Source organism: Roseovarius halophilus (ex Wu et al. 2025) (assembly GCF_047086965.1).
The window spans coordinates 1-17,027 of the sequence record NZ_JBKOTX010000011.1 but is presented as its reverse complement, the minus strand read 5'-3'; the positions used below and the strand labels follow the sequence as shown (position 1 = coordinate 17,027).

The 17,027-nt window shown below is 65.6% G+C and carries 16 protein-coding genes; 10 read left to right on the top strand and 6 right to left on the bottom strand.

What is annotated here, in order from left to right:
* Positions 1-42: 42 nt before the first annotated feature.
* Together hemH and ACH107_RS03720 are read right to left on the bottom strand one after the other, a co-directional pair.
* Positions 43-1,107 carry a ferrochelatase gene (hemH, locus tag ACH107_RS03725; RefSeq protein ID WP_310690043.1) on the bottom strand — a complete coding sequence of 355 codons (1,065 nt, stop codon included), beginning with the start codon at positions 1,105-1,107 and terminating at the stop codon, positions 43-45.
* A 55-nt stretch (positions 1,108-1,162) separates the two neighbouring features.
* Positions 1,163-1,996: an SAM-dependent methyltransferase gene (locus ACH107_RS03720; RefSeq protein ID WP_310690042.1), complete on the bottom strand. Its 834-nt coding sequence runs from the start codon at positions 1,994-1,996 to the stop codon at positions 1,163-1,165.
* Positions 1,997-2,010: 14 nt separating this feature from the next.
* Between ACH107_RS03720 and ACH107_RS03715 the strand changes: the two genes are divergently transcribed.
* Genes ACH107_RS03715 through ACH107_RS03700 form a run of 4 tightly spaced genes read left to right on the top strand, consistent with a single transcriptional unit; the run spans position 2,011 to position 4,302 of the window.
* On the top strand, positions 2,011-2,751 hold the full coding sequence (locus ACH107_RS03715) for a double zinc ribbon domain-containing protein (RefSeq protein ID WP_412504699.1): 741 nt from the start codon (positions 2,011-2,013) through the stop codon (positions 2,749-2,751).
* A 29-nt stretch (positions 2,752-2,780) separates the two neighbouring features.
* Complete coding sequence (grxC, locus tag ACH107_RS03710) at positions 2,781-3,038, top strand: glutaredoxin 3 (RefSeq protein ID WP_310690040.1); 258 nt, start codon at positions 2,781-2,783, stop codon at positions 3,036-3,038.
* Complete coding sequence (locus tag ACH107_RS03705; protein ID WP_310690039.1) at positions 3,035-3,862, top strand: carbon-nitrogen hydrolase family protein; 828 nt, start codon at positions 3,035-3,037, stop codon at positions 3,860-3,862. Before grxC ends, ACH107_RS03705 begins: the two co-directional genes overlap by 4 nt.
* Positions 3,859-4,302, top strand: coding sequence for a MarR family winged helix-turn-helix transcriptional regulator (locus tag ACH107_RS03700; RefSeq protein ID WP_310690038.1), 444 nt, complete (start codon positions 3,859-3,861; stop codon positions 4,300-4,302). The genes ACH107_RS03705 and ACH107_RS03700 overlap by 4 nt, the downstream gene beginning before the upstream one ends.
* An 18-nt stretch (positions 4,303-4,320) precedes the next feature.
* Here ACH107_RS03700 and ubiG read toward each other — a convergent pair whose 3' ends face one another.
* Complete coding sequence (ubiG, locus tag ACH107_RS03695) at positions 4,321-5,067, bottom strand: bifunctional 2-polyprenyl-6-hydroxyphenol methylase/3-demethylubiquinol 3-O-methyltransferase UbiG (RefSeq protein WP_412504698.1); 747 nt, start codon at positions 5,065-5,067, stop codon at positions 4,321-4,323.
* A gap of 68 nt (positions 5,068-5,135) precedes the next feature.
* Here ubiG and pip point away from each other — a divergent pair, with 68 nt between their 5' ends.
* From pip to infB, 5 genes are all read left to right on the top strand, one after another.
* Positions 5,136-6,110 carry a prolyl aminopeptidase gene (gene pip, locus ACH107_RS03690; RefSeq protein ID WP_412504697.1) on the top strand — a complete coding sequence of 325 codons (975 nt, stop codon included), beginning with the start codon at positions 5,136-5,138 and terminating at the stop codon, positions 6,108-6,110.
* Positions 6,111-6,334: 224 nt separating this feature from the next.
* Positions 6,335-6,928, top strand: a complete 594-nt coding sequence (gene rimP / locus ACH107_RS03685) for a ribosome maturation factor RimP (RefSeq protein WP_310690035.1) — start codon at positions 6,335-6,337, stop codon at positions 6,926-6,928.
* Positions 6,928-8,541, top strand: a complete 1,614-nt coding sequence (gene nusA / locus ACH107_RS03680; RefSeq protein WP_412504696.1) for a transcription termination factor NusA — start codon at positions 6,928-6,930, stop codon at positions 8,539-8,541. Before rimP ends, nusA begins: the two co-directional genes overlap by 1 nt.
* A 21-nt stretch (positions 8,542-8,562) precedes the next feature.
* Entirely contained in the window at positions 8,563-9,195 is a 633-nt protein-coding gene (locus tag ACH107_RS03675; protein WP_412504725.1) for an RNA-binding protein, read from the top strand.
* A complete protein-coding gene (gene infB / locus ACH107_RS03670) occupies positions 9,192-11,696 on the top strand; it encodes a translation initiation factor IF-2 (RefSeq protein WP_310690033.1) in 2,505 nt (834 codons plus the stop codon). Before ACH107_RS03675 ends, infB begins: the two co-directional genes overlap by 4 nt.
* A gap of 74 nt (positions 11,697-11,770) precedes the next feature.
* On the opposite strand, the gene mutT is transcribed toward infB, so the two are convergent.
* From mutT to ACH107_RS03655, 3 genes are read right to left on the bottom strand one after another with little or no spacing between them, the layout of a single operon-like run.
* Positions 11,771-12,169, bottom strand: coding sequence for an 8-oxo-dGTP diphosphatase MutT (gene mutT / locus ACH107_RS03665; RefSeq protein WP_310690032.1), 399 nt, complete (start codon positions 12,167-12,169; stop codon positions 11,771-11,773).
* Positions 12,166-13,380 carry a bifunctional glutamate N-acetyltransferase/amino-acid acetyltransferase ArgJ gene (gene argJ, locus ACH107_RS03660; RefSeq protein ID WP_412504695.1) on the bottom strand — a complete coding sequence of 405 codons (1,215 nt, stop codon included), beginning with the start codon at positions 13,378-13,380 and terminating at the stop codon, positions 12,166-12,168. The genes mutT and argJ overlap by 4 nt, the downstream gene beginning before the upstream one ends.
* 3 nt (positions 13,381-13,383) lie before the next feature.
* On the bottom strand, positions 13,384-14,250 hold the full coding sequence (locus tag ACH107_RS03655; RefSeq protein WP_412504694.1) for a peptidylprolyl isomerase: 867 nt from the start codon (positions 14,248-14,250) through the stop codon (positions 13,384-13,386).
* A 188-nt stretch (positions 14,251-14,438) separates the two neighbouring features.
* On the opposite strand from ACH107_RS03655, the gene secA reads away from it, so the two are divergent.
* The coding region (secA, locus tag ACH107_RS03650) for a preprotein translocase subunit SecA (protein ID WP_412504693.1) at positions 14,439-17,027 on the top strand (2,589 nt) is incomplete at its 3' end.

Here is a 17,027-nt window from a genome sequence, read left to right as displayed (position 1 = left end):
CAGCGGCGTTTCTTCGTTCTGGGCTTGCTTCTGTGACGCGGTTCAGCCCCGGTCCAGCCAGCCGCGCAGTTCGCGTTCGACCACGCCGGCCAGTGCGTCCATATGGGCATCGTCGGCATTCAGGCAGGGGATATAGGTGAAATCCTCGCCGCCCGCCTCCTCGAAGCTTTCCTTGATCTCCTCGTTGATCTCTTCCAGCGTCTCGATGCAATCGGCGGAGAAGGCCGGGGCGATCACGGCGATCTTCTTCTTGCCGTCCTCTTCGGCCAGCCGCGCGACCTCTTCGACCGTGTAAGGCCGCAGCCACTGCTCGGGGCCGAAGACGGACTGGAAGGTCGTTGTGATCTGCGTGTCGTCCCAGCCCAGCCGTTCCTTGAGCAGCCGCGTCGTCTTCTGACACTGGCAGTGATAGGGGTCACCCTCGGTCAGGTAGCGCTGCGGCATCCCGTGATAGGAACAGACCAGAATCTCGGGCCTGTCTTCCTTTTCCGCGTAGGCCCGTTCGACGGATTGCGCGAGCGCCTCGATATAGGCCGGCTCGTCGAAATAGGGGGGCACAACGCGGGCGATGGGCTGCCACTTCTCGTCCATCAGGGCGCGAAAGAACTGATCGTTAGCCGTGGCCGAGGTGGCCCCCGCGTAATGCGGATAGAGCGGGAAGAACAGGATCCGGGTGCAGCCTGCCTCGACCATCTCGCGCACCTTGGTCTTGGTCGAAGGGTTGCCGTAGCGCATGCAGAAATCGACCATGACATCGTCGCCGAACCGCTCCTTCAGGCGCGCCTTCATCGCGGCGGTCTGGTCCTTGGTGATGGTCAGAAGGGGGCTTTCGTCGGCCGCTTCGTTCCAGATGGACTTGTAAGCGGCACCGCTGGCAAAGGGCCGTTTGCTCAGGATGACCAGCTGCAGCAGCGGCTGCCAGAGCCAGGCCGAATAGTCGACCACGCGCTTGTCGGACAGGAACTCGTTCAGATACCGCCGCATGGGCCAATAGCTATAGTGATCCGGCGTCCCGAGATTGGCCAGGAGGACCCCCACCTTGGCAGGCTTGATCTTGGGATGGTCCGCGGGGGCATGGGCGGGGCATGTGGCCTCGGTCTGGGTCATAGGTCTGGGTGTCCTGGAATTGTTTGATCTTGGCTTAGCGTGTCTGCACGGCGGGTCAATCACCTGCGTCCTTGAGTGGCACCTCTTGCGCGCCCAGCGCATCGGCCAGCCGGTGCGACGCCGAGCCGGGCCGCAGGGGCTTTTGCTGATCCGCGCTGGGCGCCCAGCCGGTCAGCGTGACGATCTCGAAGGTGGCCGGCAGGCGTCCGTCCGGGTCGGCATAGGCGTCATGATAGACCTGCTGAAGGCGTGGCAGGATGTCGCGGCGCAGGGGCGCGCGGTGACGGGACTGCATCGCGTTCGTCTCGCCCATGCCGCGCAACTCGTGCACCAGGTGCATCACGTCGCGATAGCTGCACCGCAGGGGCAGGGTATCGGCCACGGGCAGAGCAAGGCCCGCCCTTTGCAGAAGACCGCCAAGATCGCGCACCTCGCCCATGGGCAATACGCGCGGGGACAGTCCGCCGGTGACCCGGGATTCGGCCTCGGCCAGGGCGCTGCGCAGCTCGTGCAGTGTCTGGCCGCCGAACAGCGTCACCAGCAGCAGGCCGTCCGGCGCCAGCGCACGGCGGCACTGGACAAGCTGGCCAACAGGATCATCCGCCCAGTGCAGGCACAACGCGTGCACGATCAGGTCATGGCCCCCTTCAACTAGCTCGAGCACCTCGGTGTCATGAATGACCCGGGCCTCGGGCAGGCGCGCGTGCCACACCGCGGGCCAGGGGGTGACGACTGCCGGCCGCGTGAACCCCCTGTTAACCATGGCCAGCCTCTCCTGAACTTCGTCGGCGGCCGCGTCTTGCAGGAACAGCACCGGGCCGAACTGTGCGGCGCGGCGGCGCATCCTCTCGAGGGTCTCGCGGTCGGTCAGGCGGGGCGGCTGGGTCATGAGGGGCGATCTAGATGATACGGGCAGCAATTCAAAGCCTTGTCGAGGCGGTCTATCCGCCGCAGTGCGCCATGTGCGATGCGCGCACGGCGGTCGCGTTCTCGCTCTGCGGGGCGTGCTGGCGCGATACCCCCTTCATCGAGGGTCTGACCTGCGATGCCTGCGGCGCCCCGCTGCCGGGCCAACCCGGCACCCCGGGGGAAAGCGATGCGCTCTGCGACGATTGCCTTGCGATTGCCCGGCCCTGGCAGCGGGGGCGCGCGGCCTTCGCCTATCGCGACACCGGGCGGCGCATGGTGCTGCAGCTCAAACATGGCGACAGGCTCGACCTGGCGCGGGTCGCCGCGCCCTGGCTGCTGCGCGCCGCGCGCCCGGTCTGGTCGGAGCGTCCGGCGCTGGTGCCAGTGCCGCTGCACTGGCGCAGGCTGGCACGGCGCAAGTACAACCAGTCTGCCGTGCTGGCCCAGCGCCTGTCCGAGTTGGCCCCCGCCGATTACATGCCCGACGTGCTGGTGCGCCGAAAGGCCACGGCCCCGCTTGATGGCCACGACCGCGAGGCACGCTTTCAAAGCCTGGCGGGCGCCATCGTGGCCCACGACTGCCGCGGTGCGCAGGTGCAGGGGCGGCAGGTGATCCTCGTGGACGATGTCATGACCAGCGGCGCCACCTTCGCGGCGGCGACCGAGGCCTGCCTTGCCGCCGGTGCACACGCGGTCTGCGTACTGGCACTGGCCCGCGTCACCAAAGAGGCATAGGTTAGCGGCGAACCAATCGGGGGCTACTCATGAAACCAGTCGAAATCTATACCTCGCCGATGTGCGGGTTTTGCCACGCGGCCAAGCGGCTGCTGCAATCGAAGGGCGTTGCCTTTTCCGAGATCGACATCGCGCGCGACCCGGATCGCCGGGCCGAGATGCTCGAAAGGGCCGGGGGCAGCCATACCGTCCCGCAGATCTTTGTGGGCGACGATCACGTCGGAGGCTGTGATGAACTTTACGCGCTGGACCGCGCCGGCAGGCTCGACGGCCTGCTGGCGGCGTGAAAGCCGCGCTTCTCCAGCTTTGTGCCAGCGATGATCCCGCTGACAATCTCGCCACCGCCAGTGATCTGATGACGCAGGCGGCGGCGCAGGGGGCGGATATCGTCTGCACCCCCGAGGTGACGAATTGCGTCAGCCTGGACCGGGCGCATCAGAACAGCGTCTTGCGCCATGAAGCCGATGATCCGGTTCTGGCTGGGCTGTGCGCGCAGGCGCGCGATCTGGGCCTCTGGCTGTCGATTGGGTCTCTCGCGCTGAAAGGCGGCGACGCAGGCCGATTCGTGAATCGGTCTTTCCTTGTCTCGCCGGCGGGCGAGATCGTTGCGCGCTACGACAAGATCCACATGTTCGACGTCGCCATCTCGGAGAGCGAGACATATCGTGAATCCGATGGCTATGCCCCGGGCGACCGCGCGGTGCTGGCACCTACGCCGCTGGGCTGTTTCGGCCTGACCATCTGCTATGATCTGCGCTTCGGGCATCTCTACCGACACTTGGCGCAGGTGGGGGCCGAGGTCCTGCTGGTGCCCTCGGCCTTTTCGCCCGTCACCGGACGCGCGCATTGGGAACCGCTGCTGCGTGCCCGCGCCATCGAGACGGGTGCCTTCGTCATTGCCGCGGCGCAGTCGGGCACGCATGCGGCCCGCGCCGGCCGCCCGCGCCGGACCCATGGCCACGCCATGGTCGTGTCGCCCTGGGGCCAGGTTCTGCTGGACGCAGGCACGGAAACGGGTGTCTTCACCGTTGATATCGACCTGGAAGAGGTGGCAAATACCCGCAGCCGCTTGCCAGCGATCCACAGCGACAGGACGTTCCGGGGACCATGAGCACCCAGACAGACAGCCTTGCCGTCGGCCTTTTCAGCGAGATTCTCACGGTGGACCAGCTGGCGCGCAACAACGTCGCGAAGGTTTTGCCGCGGGGGATGGAGTTGAGCCATTTCTCGGTGCTCAACCATCTGGCGCGCAGCCAGACCGAAAAAAGCCCGGCGCAACTGGCGCGCACCTTTCACCTGACGCGCGGGGCCATGACGAACACCCTGCGCAAGCTGGAGGCCGCGGGGTATATCCATATCCGGCCCGACTGGGACGATGCCCGGCGCAAGATGGTGACGATCTCGCCGGCGGGCCGCAAGGCGCGCGATGCCGCCGTGGCCGCCATCGCTCCCATTATCGCCGAGGCGGTAGACGAGGTCGGCCCCGAGAAGGTCCGCGCGATCCTGCCGGTGCTGCGCGCGCTGCGCGTCAACCTTTCGGCTGATGAATAACGCCCTGCGCGGGCCGCTTCAGGATGGGCGTATCGCGGCGGTGACGTAGTTCACCGAAAGGTCACGCTCCGAGATCGACCAGGACCAGAGCACCGGGTTGAAGCTGAACCCCTTGCGGTCCACCGGGTCCAGCCCGGCCTGGCGAAGCAGGGCGAATAGCTCGTCCGGCGTGATGAACTTTTTCCAGTCATGCGTGCCCTTGGGCAGCCAGCGCATCACGTATTCCGCGCCCACGATGGCCTTGGCAAAGCTTCTGGGATTGCGGTTGATCGTCGAACAGATGTGCAGCCCGCCCGGTTTGAGAAGATCATGGCAGGCATTCAGATAGGCCTGTGGGTCGGCGACGTGTTCGACGACCTCCATGTTCAGGACAACGTCGAAAGCCTCGCCCGCCGCCGCCAGCGCCTCGGCTGTCGTATGGCGATAGTCGATCTCGAGCCCTGATTGCTCGGCATGGATCTGCGCGACGGCGATGTTGCGCGGGGCCGCGTCGGCGCCCACGACCGTCGCGCCCAGCCGCGCCATGGGTTCGCACAGCAGCCCCCCTCCGCAGCCGATATCCAGCAGGCGCAGCCCGGCAAACGGCCGGTCGGCGGAAAGGTCGCGCGCGAACTCGGCGGCGATCTGGCCGGTGATGTAGTCCAGCCGGGTGGGATTGAGCATGTGCAGCGGCTTGAACTTGCCTTGCGGGTCCCACCATTCGGCGGCCATGGCCTCGAACTTGGCGACTTCGCCTGCGTCGATGGTGTTCGGTCCGGTTTGCATCGTTCTCTCCAAAGTGGCATCCCACGCCCGGTCGGGACATCCTGCCCGCGATTGCATATAGGTTGGACATGGACAAGGTCCCGGAACAACGGCGCGCGGCTGCCCATCTGTACCCGCAGGTCGAACCCTTCGACCAGCGGATGCTGGAGGTGAGCGACGGTCATAGCCTCTACGTCGAACAATGCGGCAATCCCCAGGGCCTGCCGGTGGTCGTTCTGCATGGCGGACCGGGGGGCGGGTGCAGCCCGGCCATGCGGCGCTACTTCGACCCGGCCGTCTACCGGGTGATCCTCTTCGATCAGCGCGGCTGTGGCCGCTCGCGCCCCCATGCCAGCGTCCAGGCGAACACGACGTGGGATCTTGTGCGCGACATCGAGCATATCCGGGAAACCCTGTGCATCGAAAACTGGATCGCCTTCGGCGGCAGCTGGGGGGCGACGCTGGCGCTTGTCTATGCGCAGGAACATCCCGACCGGGTGCGGGATCTGGTCCTGCGTGGCGTTTTCCTGGCCACCCAGCCCGAGCTTGACTGGTTCTACGAGGGCGGGGCGGGCCGGTTCTGGCCCGAGCTCTGGGATCGCTTCGCCGCCCTTGTGCCCGAGGATGAGCGCGACGGGATGATCGCCGCCTATCACCGGCGGTTGTTCTCGGAGGACCGGGCGCTCCAGACCCGTTATGCCCGTGCCTGGGCAGGCTGGGAAAACGCGCTCGCCTCGATCGACAGCAACGGGTCCGGGATGGACGGGCCGGGTGACTATGCGCGGGCCTTCGCGCGGCTTGAATGCCACTATTTCCATAACGGTGCCTTCCTGAACCAGGATACTGCAATTCTCGCCCGGATGGACCGGATCGCGCGCATCCCTGGCGTGATCGTGCAGGGCAGGTTCGACATGATCTGCCCGCCCGCCTCGGCGCATCGCCTGTCCAAGGCCTGGCCCGCCGGGCGGCTGGTCATGGTGCCAAAGGCCGGTCATGCGCTGTCCGAACCAGGTATCAGTTCCGAGCTGGTCCGCGCCATGGACCGGATCGCCACGCGGCGCTGACCGCGCGGTCTGGGGGATGATTCGCGGGTGTGCGACCGGTCCCTGCCCTTCGCCCCCGTCCGCCGGGACGCGGGTCTGCAAGACGGCTCTTGCGTCGGGTAGGCTTAGCCCCTATATGCCTCATGAAAGCGGCGCTTCGGCTTCCACCCCCGAGGCTCCACCGGAAAGATCGAACGGGCCGCGCGCCCGTTTTTTTTGTGCCTGCAAGGCCGTGCCTGGATACCATGTCTGACCTGATTGCCCGTTCGGCGATGGATCGCCGTATCAACGAGATCATAACCCCCACCGTCGAGGACATGGGTTTCGAGGTGGTGCGCGTGCGGCTGATGACCGGCAAGGACAGCACCCTGCAGGTCATGGTCCAGAAACCCGATGGCACCATCGAGGTGGACGAGTGCGGCCAGATCAGCACCGCAATCAGCGCGGTTCTGGATGTCGAGGACCCGATTCTGGATGCCTACACGCTGGAGGTGTCCAGTCCCGGCATCGACCGGCCCCTGACGCGGCTCAAGGATTTTGACCTGTGGTCAGGCTATGTCGCGCGGATCGAGACCGAGCAGCTGATCGATGGCCGCCGCCGCTTCAAGGGCACGTTGCACGGCACCGAAGGCAACGACGTCCTGATCGAGATCGAGGAGCATGGCGAATCGGTGACCATCGGGTTGCAGTTAGACTGGCTCAGCGATGCCAAGCTGGTGCTGACCGATGAATTGATCCGCGACGTGCTCAAGGGCCGCAAGGATGCCGGCGAGATCGACGAGACACAATTTGACGAAGTGGAGACCGTGCTGGACGGTCCGGATGAGGAGAAAGACTGATGGCGATTACCTCTGCCAACCAGCTGGAACTGCTGCAGACCGCCGAGGCGGTGGCACGTGAGAAGATGATCGACCCGGCCCTGGTGATCGAGGCCATGGAAGAGTCCCTCGCCCGGGCCGCCAAATCCCGCTACGGGGCCGAGATGGATATCCGCGTGAGTATCGACCGCAAGACCGGACGCGCCGAGTTCACCCGGGTGCGCACGGTTGTCGAGGATGACGAGCTGGAAAATTACCAGGCCGAGATGACCGTCGATCAGGCGCAGCAGTATCTGGAGAACCCGCAGGTCGGCGATACCTACGTCGAGGAGGTTCCCCCGGTCGAGATGGGTCGCATCGCCGCGCAATCGGCCAAGCAGGTCATCCTGCAGAAGGTCCGCGAAGCAGAGCGTGAAAAGCAGTACGAGGAGTTCAAGGACCGGATCGGTCAGGTCCTCAACGTTCAGGTCAAGCGCGAGGAATACGGCAATGTCATCGTCGACCTGAACCAGGGCGAGGGTGTCTTGCGGCGCAACGAAAAGATCGGCCGCGAAAGCTATCGCCCGAACGACCGGGTCCGGGTTTACATCAAGGACGTGCGCCGTGAGCAGCGAGGCCCGCAAATCTTTTTGTCGCGGACCGCGCCGGAGTTCATGGCCGAACTGTTCAAGATGGAAGTGCCCGAGATCTACGAGGGCATCATCGAAATCAAGTCGGTGGCCCGTGATCCCGGCAGCCGCGCCAAGATCGCCGTGATTTCCCATGACGGCTCGATCGACCCGGTCGGCGCCTGTGTCGGCATGCGTGGCAGCCGCGTGCAGGCTGTGGTCAACGAGCTTCAGGGCGAGAAGATCGACATCATCCCCTGGAACGAGGACATGCCGACCTTCCTGGTCAACGCGCTGCAACCGGCCGAGGTCTCGAAGGTGGTCTTCGACGAGGAGGCCGAGCGCATCGAGGTTGTCGTGCCCGAGGAGCAGCTCAGCCTTGCCATCGGGCGGCGCGGCCAGAACGTCCGCCTGGCCAGCCAGCTGACCGGGCTGGATATCGATATCATGACCGAGGAAGAGGAATCCAAGCGCCGCCAGGCCGAGTTCGAAGAACGCACCAAGCTGTTCGTGGACACGCTGGACCTGGACGAGTTCTTCGCCCAGCTTCTGGTCTCCGAAGGCTTCACCAACCTCGAAGAGGTTGCCTATGTCGAGCTGGACGAGCTTCTGGTCATCGACGGCGTCGATCAGGATACTGCGACTGAGCTTCAGGCCCGCGCCCGGGAATACCTCGAGGAGCAGAACGCCAAGGCCATGGCACGCGCGCGCGAACTGGGCGTGCAGGACAGCCTTGTTGAATTCGAGGGGCTGAGCCCCCAGATGATACTCGCGTTGGCCGAGGACGGCGTGACATCGCTGGAGGACTTCGCCACATGCGCCGACTGGGAACTGGCTGGCGGCTGGACCGTCACCGACGGGGAACGCACCAAGGATGACGGGGTGTTGGAACCCTTCGATGTCAGCCTGGAAGAGGCGCAGAACATGGTCATGACCGCGCGCGTGATGCTGGGCTGGGTCGATCCCGCCGATCTCGAGACCGGGTCCGAGGATGACGCCGCGCTCGACGAGGAGCAGGAGGCCTGATCGCGGGCCTTCTGGATGCCGATGGGTCGCGGAGGTCGCACCAAGGAACAGGACGGACCCGAACGCCGGTGTATCGTCACCGGTGAAACGGCGCCCAAACCCGGGTTGATACGGTTCGTCGTGGGGCCGGAGGGCGACTTAGTGCCGGACATCCTGGGCAAGCTGCCCGGGCGCGGGATGTACGTGACCGCCGACCGTGCCGTGATCGAGGCGGTCAAGCCCGCGCAGTTCGCCCGCGCCGCCAAGGGCAAGGTGACGCTGCCGGCCGGACTGGCCGACGAGATCGAGTGTCAGCTGGCCCGCCGCGTGATCGGGACGGTCTCACTCGCTCGTAAGGCGGGCGGTGCCGTTTGCGGCTTCGAGAAGGTCAAGGGCTGGCTGGCCGGCACGGCGAACGTGCGCGCCCTGCTCCAGGCCTCGGACGGGTCGGTGCGCGGCAAGGACAAGCTCTGGACGCCGACCGGGGCGCGCTATTTCGACTGCCTGACGTCAACCGAATTGGGTTTGGCATTCGGGCGTCAATCTGTGATACACGCTGCGCTTGCCTCTGGTGGACTCGGCGACCGTGTTGTAGAGGAAGCCGCAAGACTAAAAGGTTTGCGGGCAAACGTCGGTGGCGCGGGCGCCACCGGAAAGGATACAGAAGCCAAATGAGCGATAGTGACGGCAAGAAACCCCTTGGTGTGCGTGGCGGCCCACGGTCGGGCAGTGTGAAGCAAAGCTTCAGCCATGGCCGGACCAAGAATGTCGTGGTCGAAACGAAGCGCAAGCGCGTTGTCACGCCCAAGCCTGGCGCGTCGGGTGGCAAGTCCGGCGGCTCGGGCGGCGGCGCATCGAACCCGACCGGCGGGGACCCGTCCAAGCGCCCGGCCGGGATCTCGGATGCCGAGATGGAGCGCCGGATGAAGGCCCTGTCAGCCGCCCGAGCACGGGAGGCCGAGGACGCCAAGAAACGCGAAGAAGAGGAAGAGGCCCGCGCCGCCGAGCGCGAGCGCCGCCGTGCTGAGGTCGAGGCCAAGGAACGCGAAGAGCGCGAGCGCGAAGAGGCGCTCAAGGCCAAGCAGGAAGAGCAAGAGCGCAAGAAGCGCGAAGAGGCCGAGGACGCCAGGAAGGCCGCCGCGCCCGCCGACCCTGCCCCGGCCCCCGCGCCCGAACAGCAGCAGCCCCGCGGCGGGGGTCGGCCCGCCGCCGGTCCGCGCAAGGACAAGGAGCGCGACAACAAGCAGTCCAAGGGCAAGGGCGGCCGCGACGAGGGCCGCCGTTCGGGCAAGCTCACGCTGAACCAGGCGCTGCGCGGCGGCGAGGGCGGACGTCAGAAATCCATGGCGGCGATGAAGCGCAAGCAGGAGCGCGCCCGGCAAAAGGCCATGGGTGGCCAGGTCGACCGCGAGAAGGTCATCCGCGATGTGCAACTGCCCGAGGCGATCATGGTCAGCGAACTGGCCAACCGCATGGCCGAACGGGTGGCCGATGTTGTCAAGTCATTGATGCAGAACGGCATCATGGCGACCCAGACCCAGACCATCGACGCCGATACCGCCGAACTCATCATCGAGGAATTCGGCCACCGCGTCGTGCGGGTCTCGGATGCGGACGTGGAACAGGTCATCGACACGATCGAGGACAAGGAGGCGGACATGCAGCCGCGTCCGCCGGTCGTGACCGTGATGGGCCACGTCGACCATGGCAAGACCTCGGTGCTCGATACCATCCGCCACGCTCGCGTCACCGCCGGCGAGGCCGGGGGCATCACCCAGCACATCGGGGCCTACCAGGTGCAGACCGACTCCGGCAGCGTGCTGACTTTCCTCGACACGCCCGGCCACGCGGCCTTTACCTCGATGCGGGCGCGCGGGGCGGACGTGACGGATATCGTGGTTCTGGTGGTGGCCGCCGATGATGCGGTCATGCCGCAGACCATCGAGGCGATCAATCACGCCAAGGCTGCCGAGGTCCCCATGATCGTCGCCATCAACAAGTGCGACAAGCCTGACGCCAACCCCGACAAGGTGCGCACCGACCTGCTTCAGCACGAGGTGATCGTCGAGGGGCTGTCCGGTGACGTGCAGGATGTCGAGGTCTCGGCGATCAACGGCCAGGGTCTGGATGAATTGCTGGAGGCGATCGCGCTGCAGTCCGAGATCCTGGACCTCAAGGCCAACCCCGATCGCGCCGCCCAAGGGGCAGTGATCGAGGCCCAGCTGGACGTGGGCCGCGGCCCCGTCGCCACCGTGCTGGTACAGAAAGGCACGCTGCGCCAGGGCGACATCTTCGTCGTCGGCGAACAGTGGGGCAAGGTCCGCGCCATGGAGAACGACCAGGGCAAGCGCGTCAAGGAGGCCGGGCCTTCGGTCCCGGTCGAGGTGCTTGGCCTGAACGGCACGCCCGAGGCGGGCGACGTGCTCAACGTCGTCGAGACCGAGGCCCAGGCCCGCGAGATCGCCGAATACCGCCAGGAGGCCGCCAAGGATAAGCGCGCTGCCGCCGGCGCTGCAACCACGCTGGACCAGCTGCTGGCCAAGGCCAAGGAAGATAAAAACGTCAAGGAACTGCCCATCGTGGTCAAGGCCGACGTCCAGGGCTCGACCGAGGCGATCATCCAGGCAATGGAGAAGATTGGCAACGACGAGGTGCGCGTGCGGGTTCTGCATTCGGGTGTCGGCGCCATCACCGAGACCGACATCGGCCTGGCCGAAGCCTCGGGCGCCCCGGTGATCGGCTTCAACGTCCGGGCCAACGCCCCGGCGCGCAACTCGGCCAACCAAAAGGGTGTCGAGATCCGCTACTACTCGGTCATCTACGACCTGGTGGACGACGTGAAGGCGGCCGCCTCTGGCCTGCTCTCGGCCGAGGTGCGCGAGAACTTCATCGGCTACGCCGAGATTCGCGAGGTCTTCAAGGTCTCGGGCGTCGGCAAGGTGGCCGGCTGCCTGGTCACCGAAGGCATCGCCCGCCGGTCGGCCGGGGTGCGTCTGCTGCGCGACGACGTGGTGATCCACGAAGGCACGCTGAAGACGCTCAAGCGTTTCAAGGACGAGGTGGCCGAGGTCATCTCGGGCCAGGAATGCGGTATGGCCTTCGAGAAATACGAGGACATCCGCCCCGGCGATGTGATCGAGATCTTCGAACGCGAGGAGATCGAGCGCAGCCTCTGACGCTTTGCCGGACCCAAGACATGCGAAGGGCGCCCATGTGGGCGCCCTTTTGCGTCATAAGGGTCGGCGGCGGCTCAGAGCCAGTCGCGCAGGATCGGGAGCAGCGGAATATCGGCGGGGGGCATCGGGTAGTCGCGCAACTCGGTCCGGCGCACCCATTTCAACGCCTGACCTTCCCTGCCCTGTGGTATCCCCTCCCATTTGCGGCAGGCGAAGAGCGGCATGAGCAGGTGGAACTCTTCATAGCTGTGGCTGGCGAAGGTCAGTGGGGCAAGGCACGACGACCAGGTGTCGATGCCCAGTTCCTCTTGCAATTCGCGGATCAGGGCCGACTCGGGGGTTTCGCCGGGGTCGACCTTGCCGCCGGGGAATTCCCACATCCCGGCCATCGACTTGCCCTCGGGGCGCTGCGCGAGCAACACCCGCCCGTCGATATCGACAAGGGCGACGGCACTCACAAGAACCGTCTTCAAGAGCGGTAATCCGCGTTGATCGAGATGTACCCGTGGGTCAGATCGCAGGTCCAGACCGTGGCCATGCCCCCGGCCAGCCCCAGCTCCACCGCGATCACGATCTCGTCGTTTTTCATGTAGGCGGCGCCGACCTCCTCGGTATAACCTTCGGCGACCCAGCCCTTTTCCGCCACCAGGATGGTGCCGAATTGGATCGTGATCCGGTCGCGGTCGGCGCGCACGCCACTCTTGCCGATGGCCATGACGATGCGGCCCCAGTTGGGATCCTCGCCTGCGATGGCCGTCTTGACCAGCGGGGAATTGGCGATGGCCAGGCCGATCTGTTTCGCTTCACCGTCCGACGCGGCCCCGCTGACCTGAACCTCGACGAACTTGCTGGCCCCCTCGCCATCGCGCACCACTTGCTGGGCCAAGTCCAGCATCACATCATGCAGGGCCTTGGTGAAACCGGCGCTGTTGGTGACATCCACGCCCGAGGCCCCGGTCGCCGCACAAAGCAGCGTGTCCGAGGTCGAGGTGTCGCTGTCCACCGTGATGCAATTGAAGGTCTGGTCGGTCAGGGCGCGCAGCAGGGTCTGCAACGGGTCCTGTCCGATCCGGGCATCGGTGAAGATATAGACCAGCATGGTCGCCATGTCCGGCGCCACCATGCCCGATCCCTTGGCGATGCCGGCGATGCGGACCGGCCGACCGCCGATCTCGACCTCGGCCATGGAGCCCTTTGCGAAGGTGTCTGTGGTCATGATGGCGTTGGCGGCGGCTTCGATCCCCTCAGGCGCCAGCGCCCCGGCCAGCCCGGCCAGGCTGTCGAGGATGCGATCGTGGGGCAGGACCTCGCCGATAACGCCGGTCGAGGCAGTCAAGACGCGCCCGGGGTCTAGGTCCAGCGTCTCGGCCACGCCCTGGCAGAGCGCATCGACCGCCGCCGCCCCGGCGACCCCGGTAAAGGCATTGGCATTGCCCGAGTTCACCAGGATGGCCGCCCGGCCCGTGTCCGGCCGGCCGATCTTGGCCTCGCAGTCCAGCACCGGCGCGGCGCGGGTGGCGCTGCGGGTAAAGACCCCGGCGATGGTCGTCCCCCCGGCCAGTTCGGCCAGCATCACATCCGGTCGGTCGGTGTAACGCACGCCGGCGGCCGCGCTGGCGAACCGCACGCCCTCGATGACCGGCAGGTCGGGAAAGCGCGCGGGCGCCAGGGGGGATTTCGCCATGAATCAGTCCTCAAGAAGGCCCGTGTTGCCCAGCACCGAGGGGTCGACCTGATCGGGCACGCTGCGGTCGACCTGCGCAGCCTCGCTCAACTCGTCCAAGCGCGCCTGCACGGCCTCTTGCTGCAACTGGCTAACGATTTCCGGGCGCAACTCGTCAAGGCCGGGGGCCTCCTGCGCGCGGGTGTCGTTCAGTCTGACGATATGCCAGCCGAACTGGGTCTGCACCGGGTCCGAGATATCGCCGGTTTCCATGCTGCCGAGGGCCTCCTCGAAGGGGGCGACCATCTGGCCCGGCCCGAACCAGCCCAGTTCACCGCCGCTGGCGCCCGACGGCCCGGTCGAACGGTCCTGCGCGGTTTCGGCGAAATCGGCGCCGTCCTCGACCAGCGTCTTGATCTCGGCGGCCTCTTCCTCGGTCTCGACAAGGATGTGTGAGGCGTTCCATTCCATGCTCTCGTCCATGTCGGCCACGCGCGCCTCGTAAGCGGCCTGGATCGCCTCTTCGGTCACGGCGTCGGCGTAGAGGTCTTGGACCACCTCGCCGGCGCGCAGGGCGCGTTCCTCGTTGGCAAGCGCGATCCCGATGCGCGCGGGCGTGTCCTCCAGCGCGTCGGCCAGAAGCTGCTGCTGAACCAGCTGGTCCAGGATGCCCGAAAACAGCGTCTCGTTCGGCAAATCCTGGTACTGTTCGGGCAGCTGCTGGCGCGTGATGATCATTTCGCCCAGGGTGATATCCGTCCCGTTGACCGTCGCGACCACCGTGTCGGCGGCGACGTCGCCCGAGCTCGTGCCCTGGTCCTGGGCCAGGGCCGCACCCGTGGGCAGCGCCAGGCCGGTCAGCAGGGTCGCGATCTTGAGGCTCTCGTACATAGTGGCTCCGTCCTTTATCTGCCGCGTCGGTGCGCGGCGTTGACACTAGAATTGCGGCCCCTTACATCGCTTTCAGGTCCCGAGGGGGGCCGGTCTTGGCCCCGAACTTAGGCGGCGTGCCGCGCGGGCACAACCAACCTCCTCATTCTTTGATGCCACGAAGGCCAGCCCCTGGCCGCGGAGACAACATGCTCGGTTTCGGAACACTCGCGAAAAAGGTCTTCGGCACCGCCAACGACCGCAAGATCAAGGCGACACGCCCGATCGTCGAAAAGATCAACGCGCTTGAACCCGAGTTCGAAAAGCTCGCCGATGCCGATCTGAAGGCCCGGACCGAAGACCTGGCCCGGCGCGCAAAGGACGGCGAGAGCCTGGACGACATCCTGCCCGAGGCCTTCGCCAATTGCCGCGAGGCAGCCAAGCGCGCCCTGGGTCTGCGCGCCTTCGACGTACAGCTGATGGGCGGCATCTTCCTGCACCAGGGCAACATCTCGGAAATGAAGACGGGCGAGGGCAAGACGCTGGTGGCGACCTTCCCGGCCTATCTCAACGCGCTGACCGGCAAGGGCGTGCATATTGTCACCGTCAACGACTACCTGGCCCGCCGCGATGCCGAGTGGATGGGCAAGGTCTACGGGGCGTTGGGCCTGACCTGCGGCGTGGTCTACCCGCAGCAGGACGAGGACGAAAAGAAGCAAGCCTACGCCTGCGACATCACCTATGCGACCAACAACGAGTTGGGCTTCGACTATCTGCGCGACAACATGAAATCCGAGCTTTCGGAAATGAAGCAGCGCGGACACAACTTCGCCATCGTTGACGAGGTCGACAGCATCCTGATCGACGAGGCGCGCACCCCGCTGATCATTTCGGGACCGGCGCAGGACCGGTCCGACCTCTATGTCGCCATCGACAAGGTCATCCCCGAGCTGACCGAGGACCACTACGAGCTGGACGAGAAGACCCGCGGTGTCACCTACACCGATGAAGGCAACGAGTTTCTCGAGCAGCGCCTACTTGAGGCCGGGCTCCTGCCCGAGGGGCAGTCGCTTTATGATCCCGAAAGCACCACCGTCGTTCACCATGTGAACCAGGGCCTGCGGGCGCACAAGCTGTTCACGCGCGACAAGGACTATATCGTGCGCGACGGCCAGGTCGTGCTGATCGACGAGTTCACCGGTCGCATGATGCACGGCCGGCGTCTGTCCGAAGGGTTGCACCAGGCCATCGAAGCCAAGGAGGGCTGCGAAATCCAGCCCGAGAACGTCACCATGGCGAGCGTGACGTTCCAGAACTATTTCCGGCTTTATGACAAGCTGTCGGGCATGACCGGCACGGCCCTGACCGAGGCCGACGAGTTCATGGAAATCTACGGTCTGGGCGTTGTCGAGGTGCCGACGAACAAGCCCATCGACCGGGCCGACGACGATGACGCGGTCTATCGCACCGCCAAGGAGAAGTTCGACGCCATCGTCGAGACCATCAAGGAGGCCAACGCCAAGGGCCAGCCGATCCTGGTGGGTACCACCTCGATCGACAAGTCCGAGCATCTCAGCCAGCTTCTGACCGAGGTGGGGGTCACACACAACGTCCTCAACGCTCGCCAGCACGAACAGGAGGCGCAGATCATCGCCGACGCCGGCAAGCTGGGCGCCGTGACCATCGCCACGAACATGGCCGGACGCGGCACCGACATCAAGCTGGGCGGCAATGTCGATTTCCAGGTCATGCAGGCCATCGAGGCAGATCCGGAGGGCGACCCCGAGGCGATCCGCGAGCGCATCGAGTCCGAGCATGAGGCCGATGAAGAGGCCGTGAAGCAGGCCGGCGGGCTTTTCGTTCTGGCCACCGAGCGGCACGAGAGCCGCCGCATCGACAACCAGTTGCGCGGCCGGTCGGGCCGGCAGGGTGATCCGGGGCGCTCGGCTTTCTTTCTGTCGCTCGAGGATGACCTGATGCGCATCTTCGGCTCGGAACGGCTCGACAAGATGCTGTCGGGCCTCGGCATGAAAGAGGGCGAGGCCATCGTCCACCCTTGGGTTAACAAGTCTTTGGAGCGGGCGCAGGCCAAGGTCGAGGGGCGCAATTTCGACATCCGCAAGCAGCTGCTCAAGTTCGATGACGTGATGAACGACCAGCGCAAGGTGATCTTCGGCCAGCGCCGCGAGATCATGGAGGCGCAGGACCTCTCGGAGATCGTCAGCGACATGCGCGAGCAGGTCATCGAGGACATGGTCGACGCCCATATGCCGCCCAAGTCCTACGCCGACCAGTGGGATACCGAGGGCCTCCATGCCGAGGTGATCGAAAAGCTGGGCATCGACGTGCCGATCATGGAGTGGGCCGAGGAGGAAGGCGTCGACAACGACGCCATCCACGAGCGTCTGTCAGAGGCGGCGACCAAGTACATGGATGAAAAGGCCGAGGCGTTCGGCCTGGACACCATGCGCAACATCGAAAAGCAGATCCTGCTTCAGACCATCGACACCAAGTGGCGCGAGCATCTGGTGACGCTGGAGCATCTGCGCTCGGTCGTCGGATTCCGTGGCTATGCCCAGCGTGACCCGCTGAACGAATACAAGACCGAATCCTTCCAGCTCTTCGAGGGGCTGTTGGACGGTCTGCGCACGGATGTCACGCAAAAGCTGTCGCAGATCCGGCCCATGACCGAGGAAGAGCAGAAGCAGATGATGGCCCAGTTGCAAGAGCAGCAGAAACAGCTTCAGAATGCCGCCTCGCGCGAGAATACAGGCCCGACGCGGGCCGGGGCCCCGGCC

Coding starts and splice junctions, on each gene's coding strand:
- infB (WP_310690033.1), top strand. CDS start 9,192: ATGAGCGATAGTGACGGCAAGAAACCCCTTGGTGTGCGTGGCGGCCCA.
- rimP (WP_310690035.1), top strand. CDS start 6,335: ATGTCTGACCTGATTGCCCGTTCGGCGATGGATCGCCGTATCAACGAG.
- pip (WP_412504697.1), top strand. CDS start 5,136: ATGGACAAGGTCCCGGAACAACGGCGCGCGGCTGCCCATCTGTACCCG.
- ubiG (WP_412504698.1), bottom strand. CDS start 5,067: ATGCAAACCGGACCGAACACCATCGACGCAGGCGAAGTCGCCAAGTTC.
- ACH107_RS03655 (WP_412504694.1), bottom strand. CDS start 14,250: ATGTACGAGAGCCTCAAGATCGCGACCCTGCTGACCGGCCTGGCGCTG.
- nusA (WP_412504696.1), top strand. CDS start 6,928: ATGGCGATTACCTCTGCCAACCAGCTGGAACTGCTGCAGACCGCCGAG.
- argJ (WP_412504695.1), bottom strand. CDS start 13,380: ATGGCGAAATCCCCCCTGGCGCCCGCGCGCTTTCCCGACCTGCCGGTC.
- hemH (WP_310690043.1), bottom strand. CDS start 1,107: ATGACCCAGACCGAGGCCACATGCCCCGCCCATGCCCCCGCGGACCAT.
- ACH107_RS03700 (WP_310690038.1), top strand. CDS start 3,859: ATGAGCACCCAGACAGACAGCCTTGCCGTCGGCCTTTTCAGCGAGATT.
- grxC (WP_310690040.1), top strand. CDS start 2,781: ATGAAACCAGTCGAAATCTATACCTCGCCGATGTGCGGGTTTTGCCAC.
- ACH107_RS03715 (WP_412504699.1), top strand. CDS start 2,011: ATGATACGGGCAGCAATTCAAAGCCTTGTCGAGGCGGTCTATCCGCCG.
- ACH107_RS03720 (WP_310690042.1), bottom strand. CDS start 1,996: ATGACCCAGCCGCCCCGCCTGACCGACCGCGAGACCCTCGAGAGGATG.
- ACH107_RS03675 (WP_412504725.1), top strand. CDS start 8,563: ATGGGTCGCGGAGGTCGCACCAAGGAACAGGACGGACCCGAACGCCGG.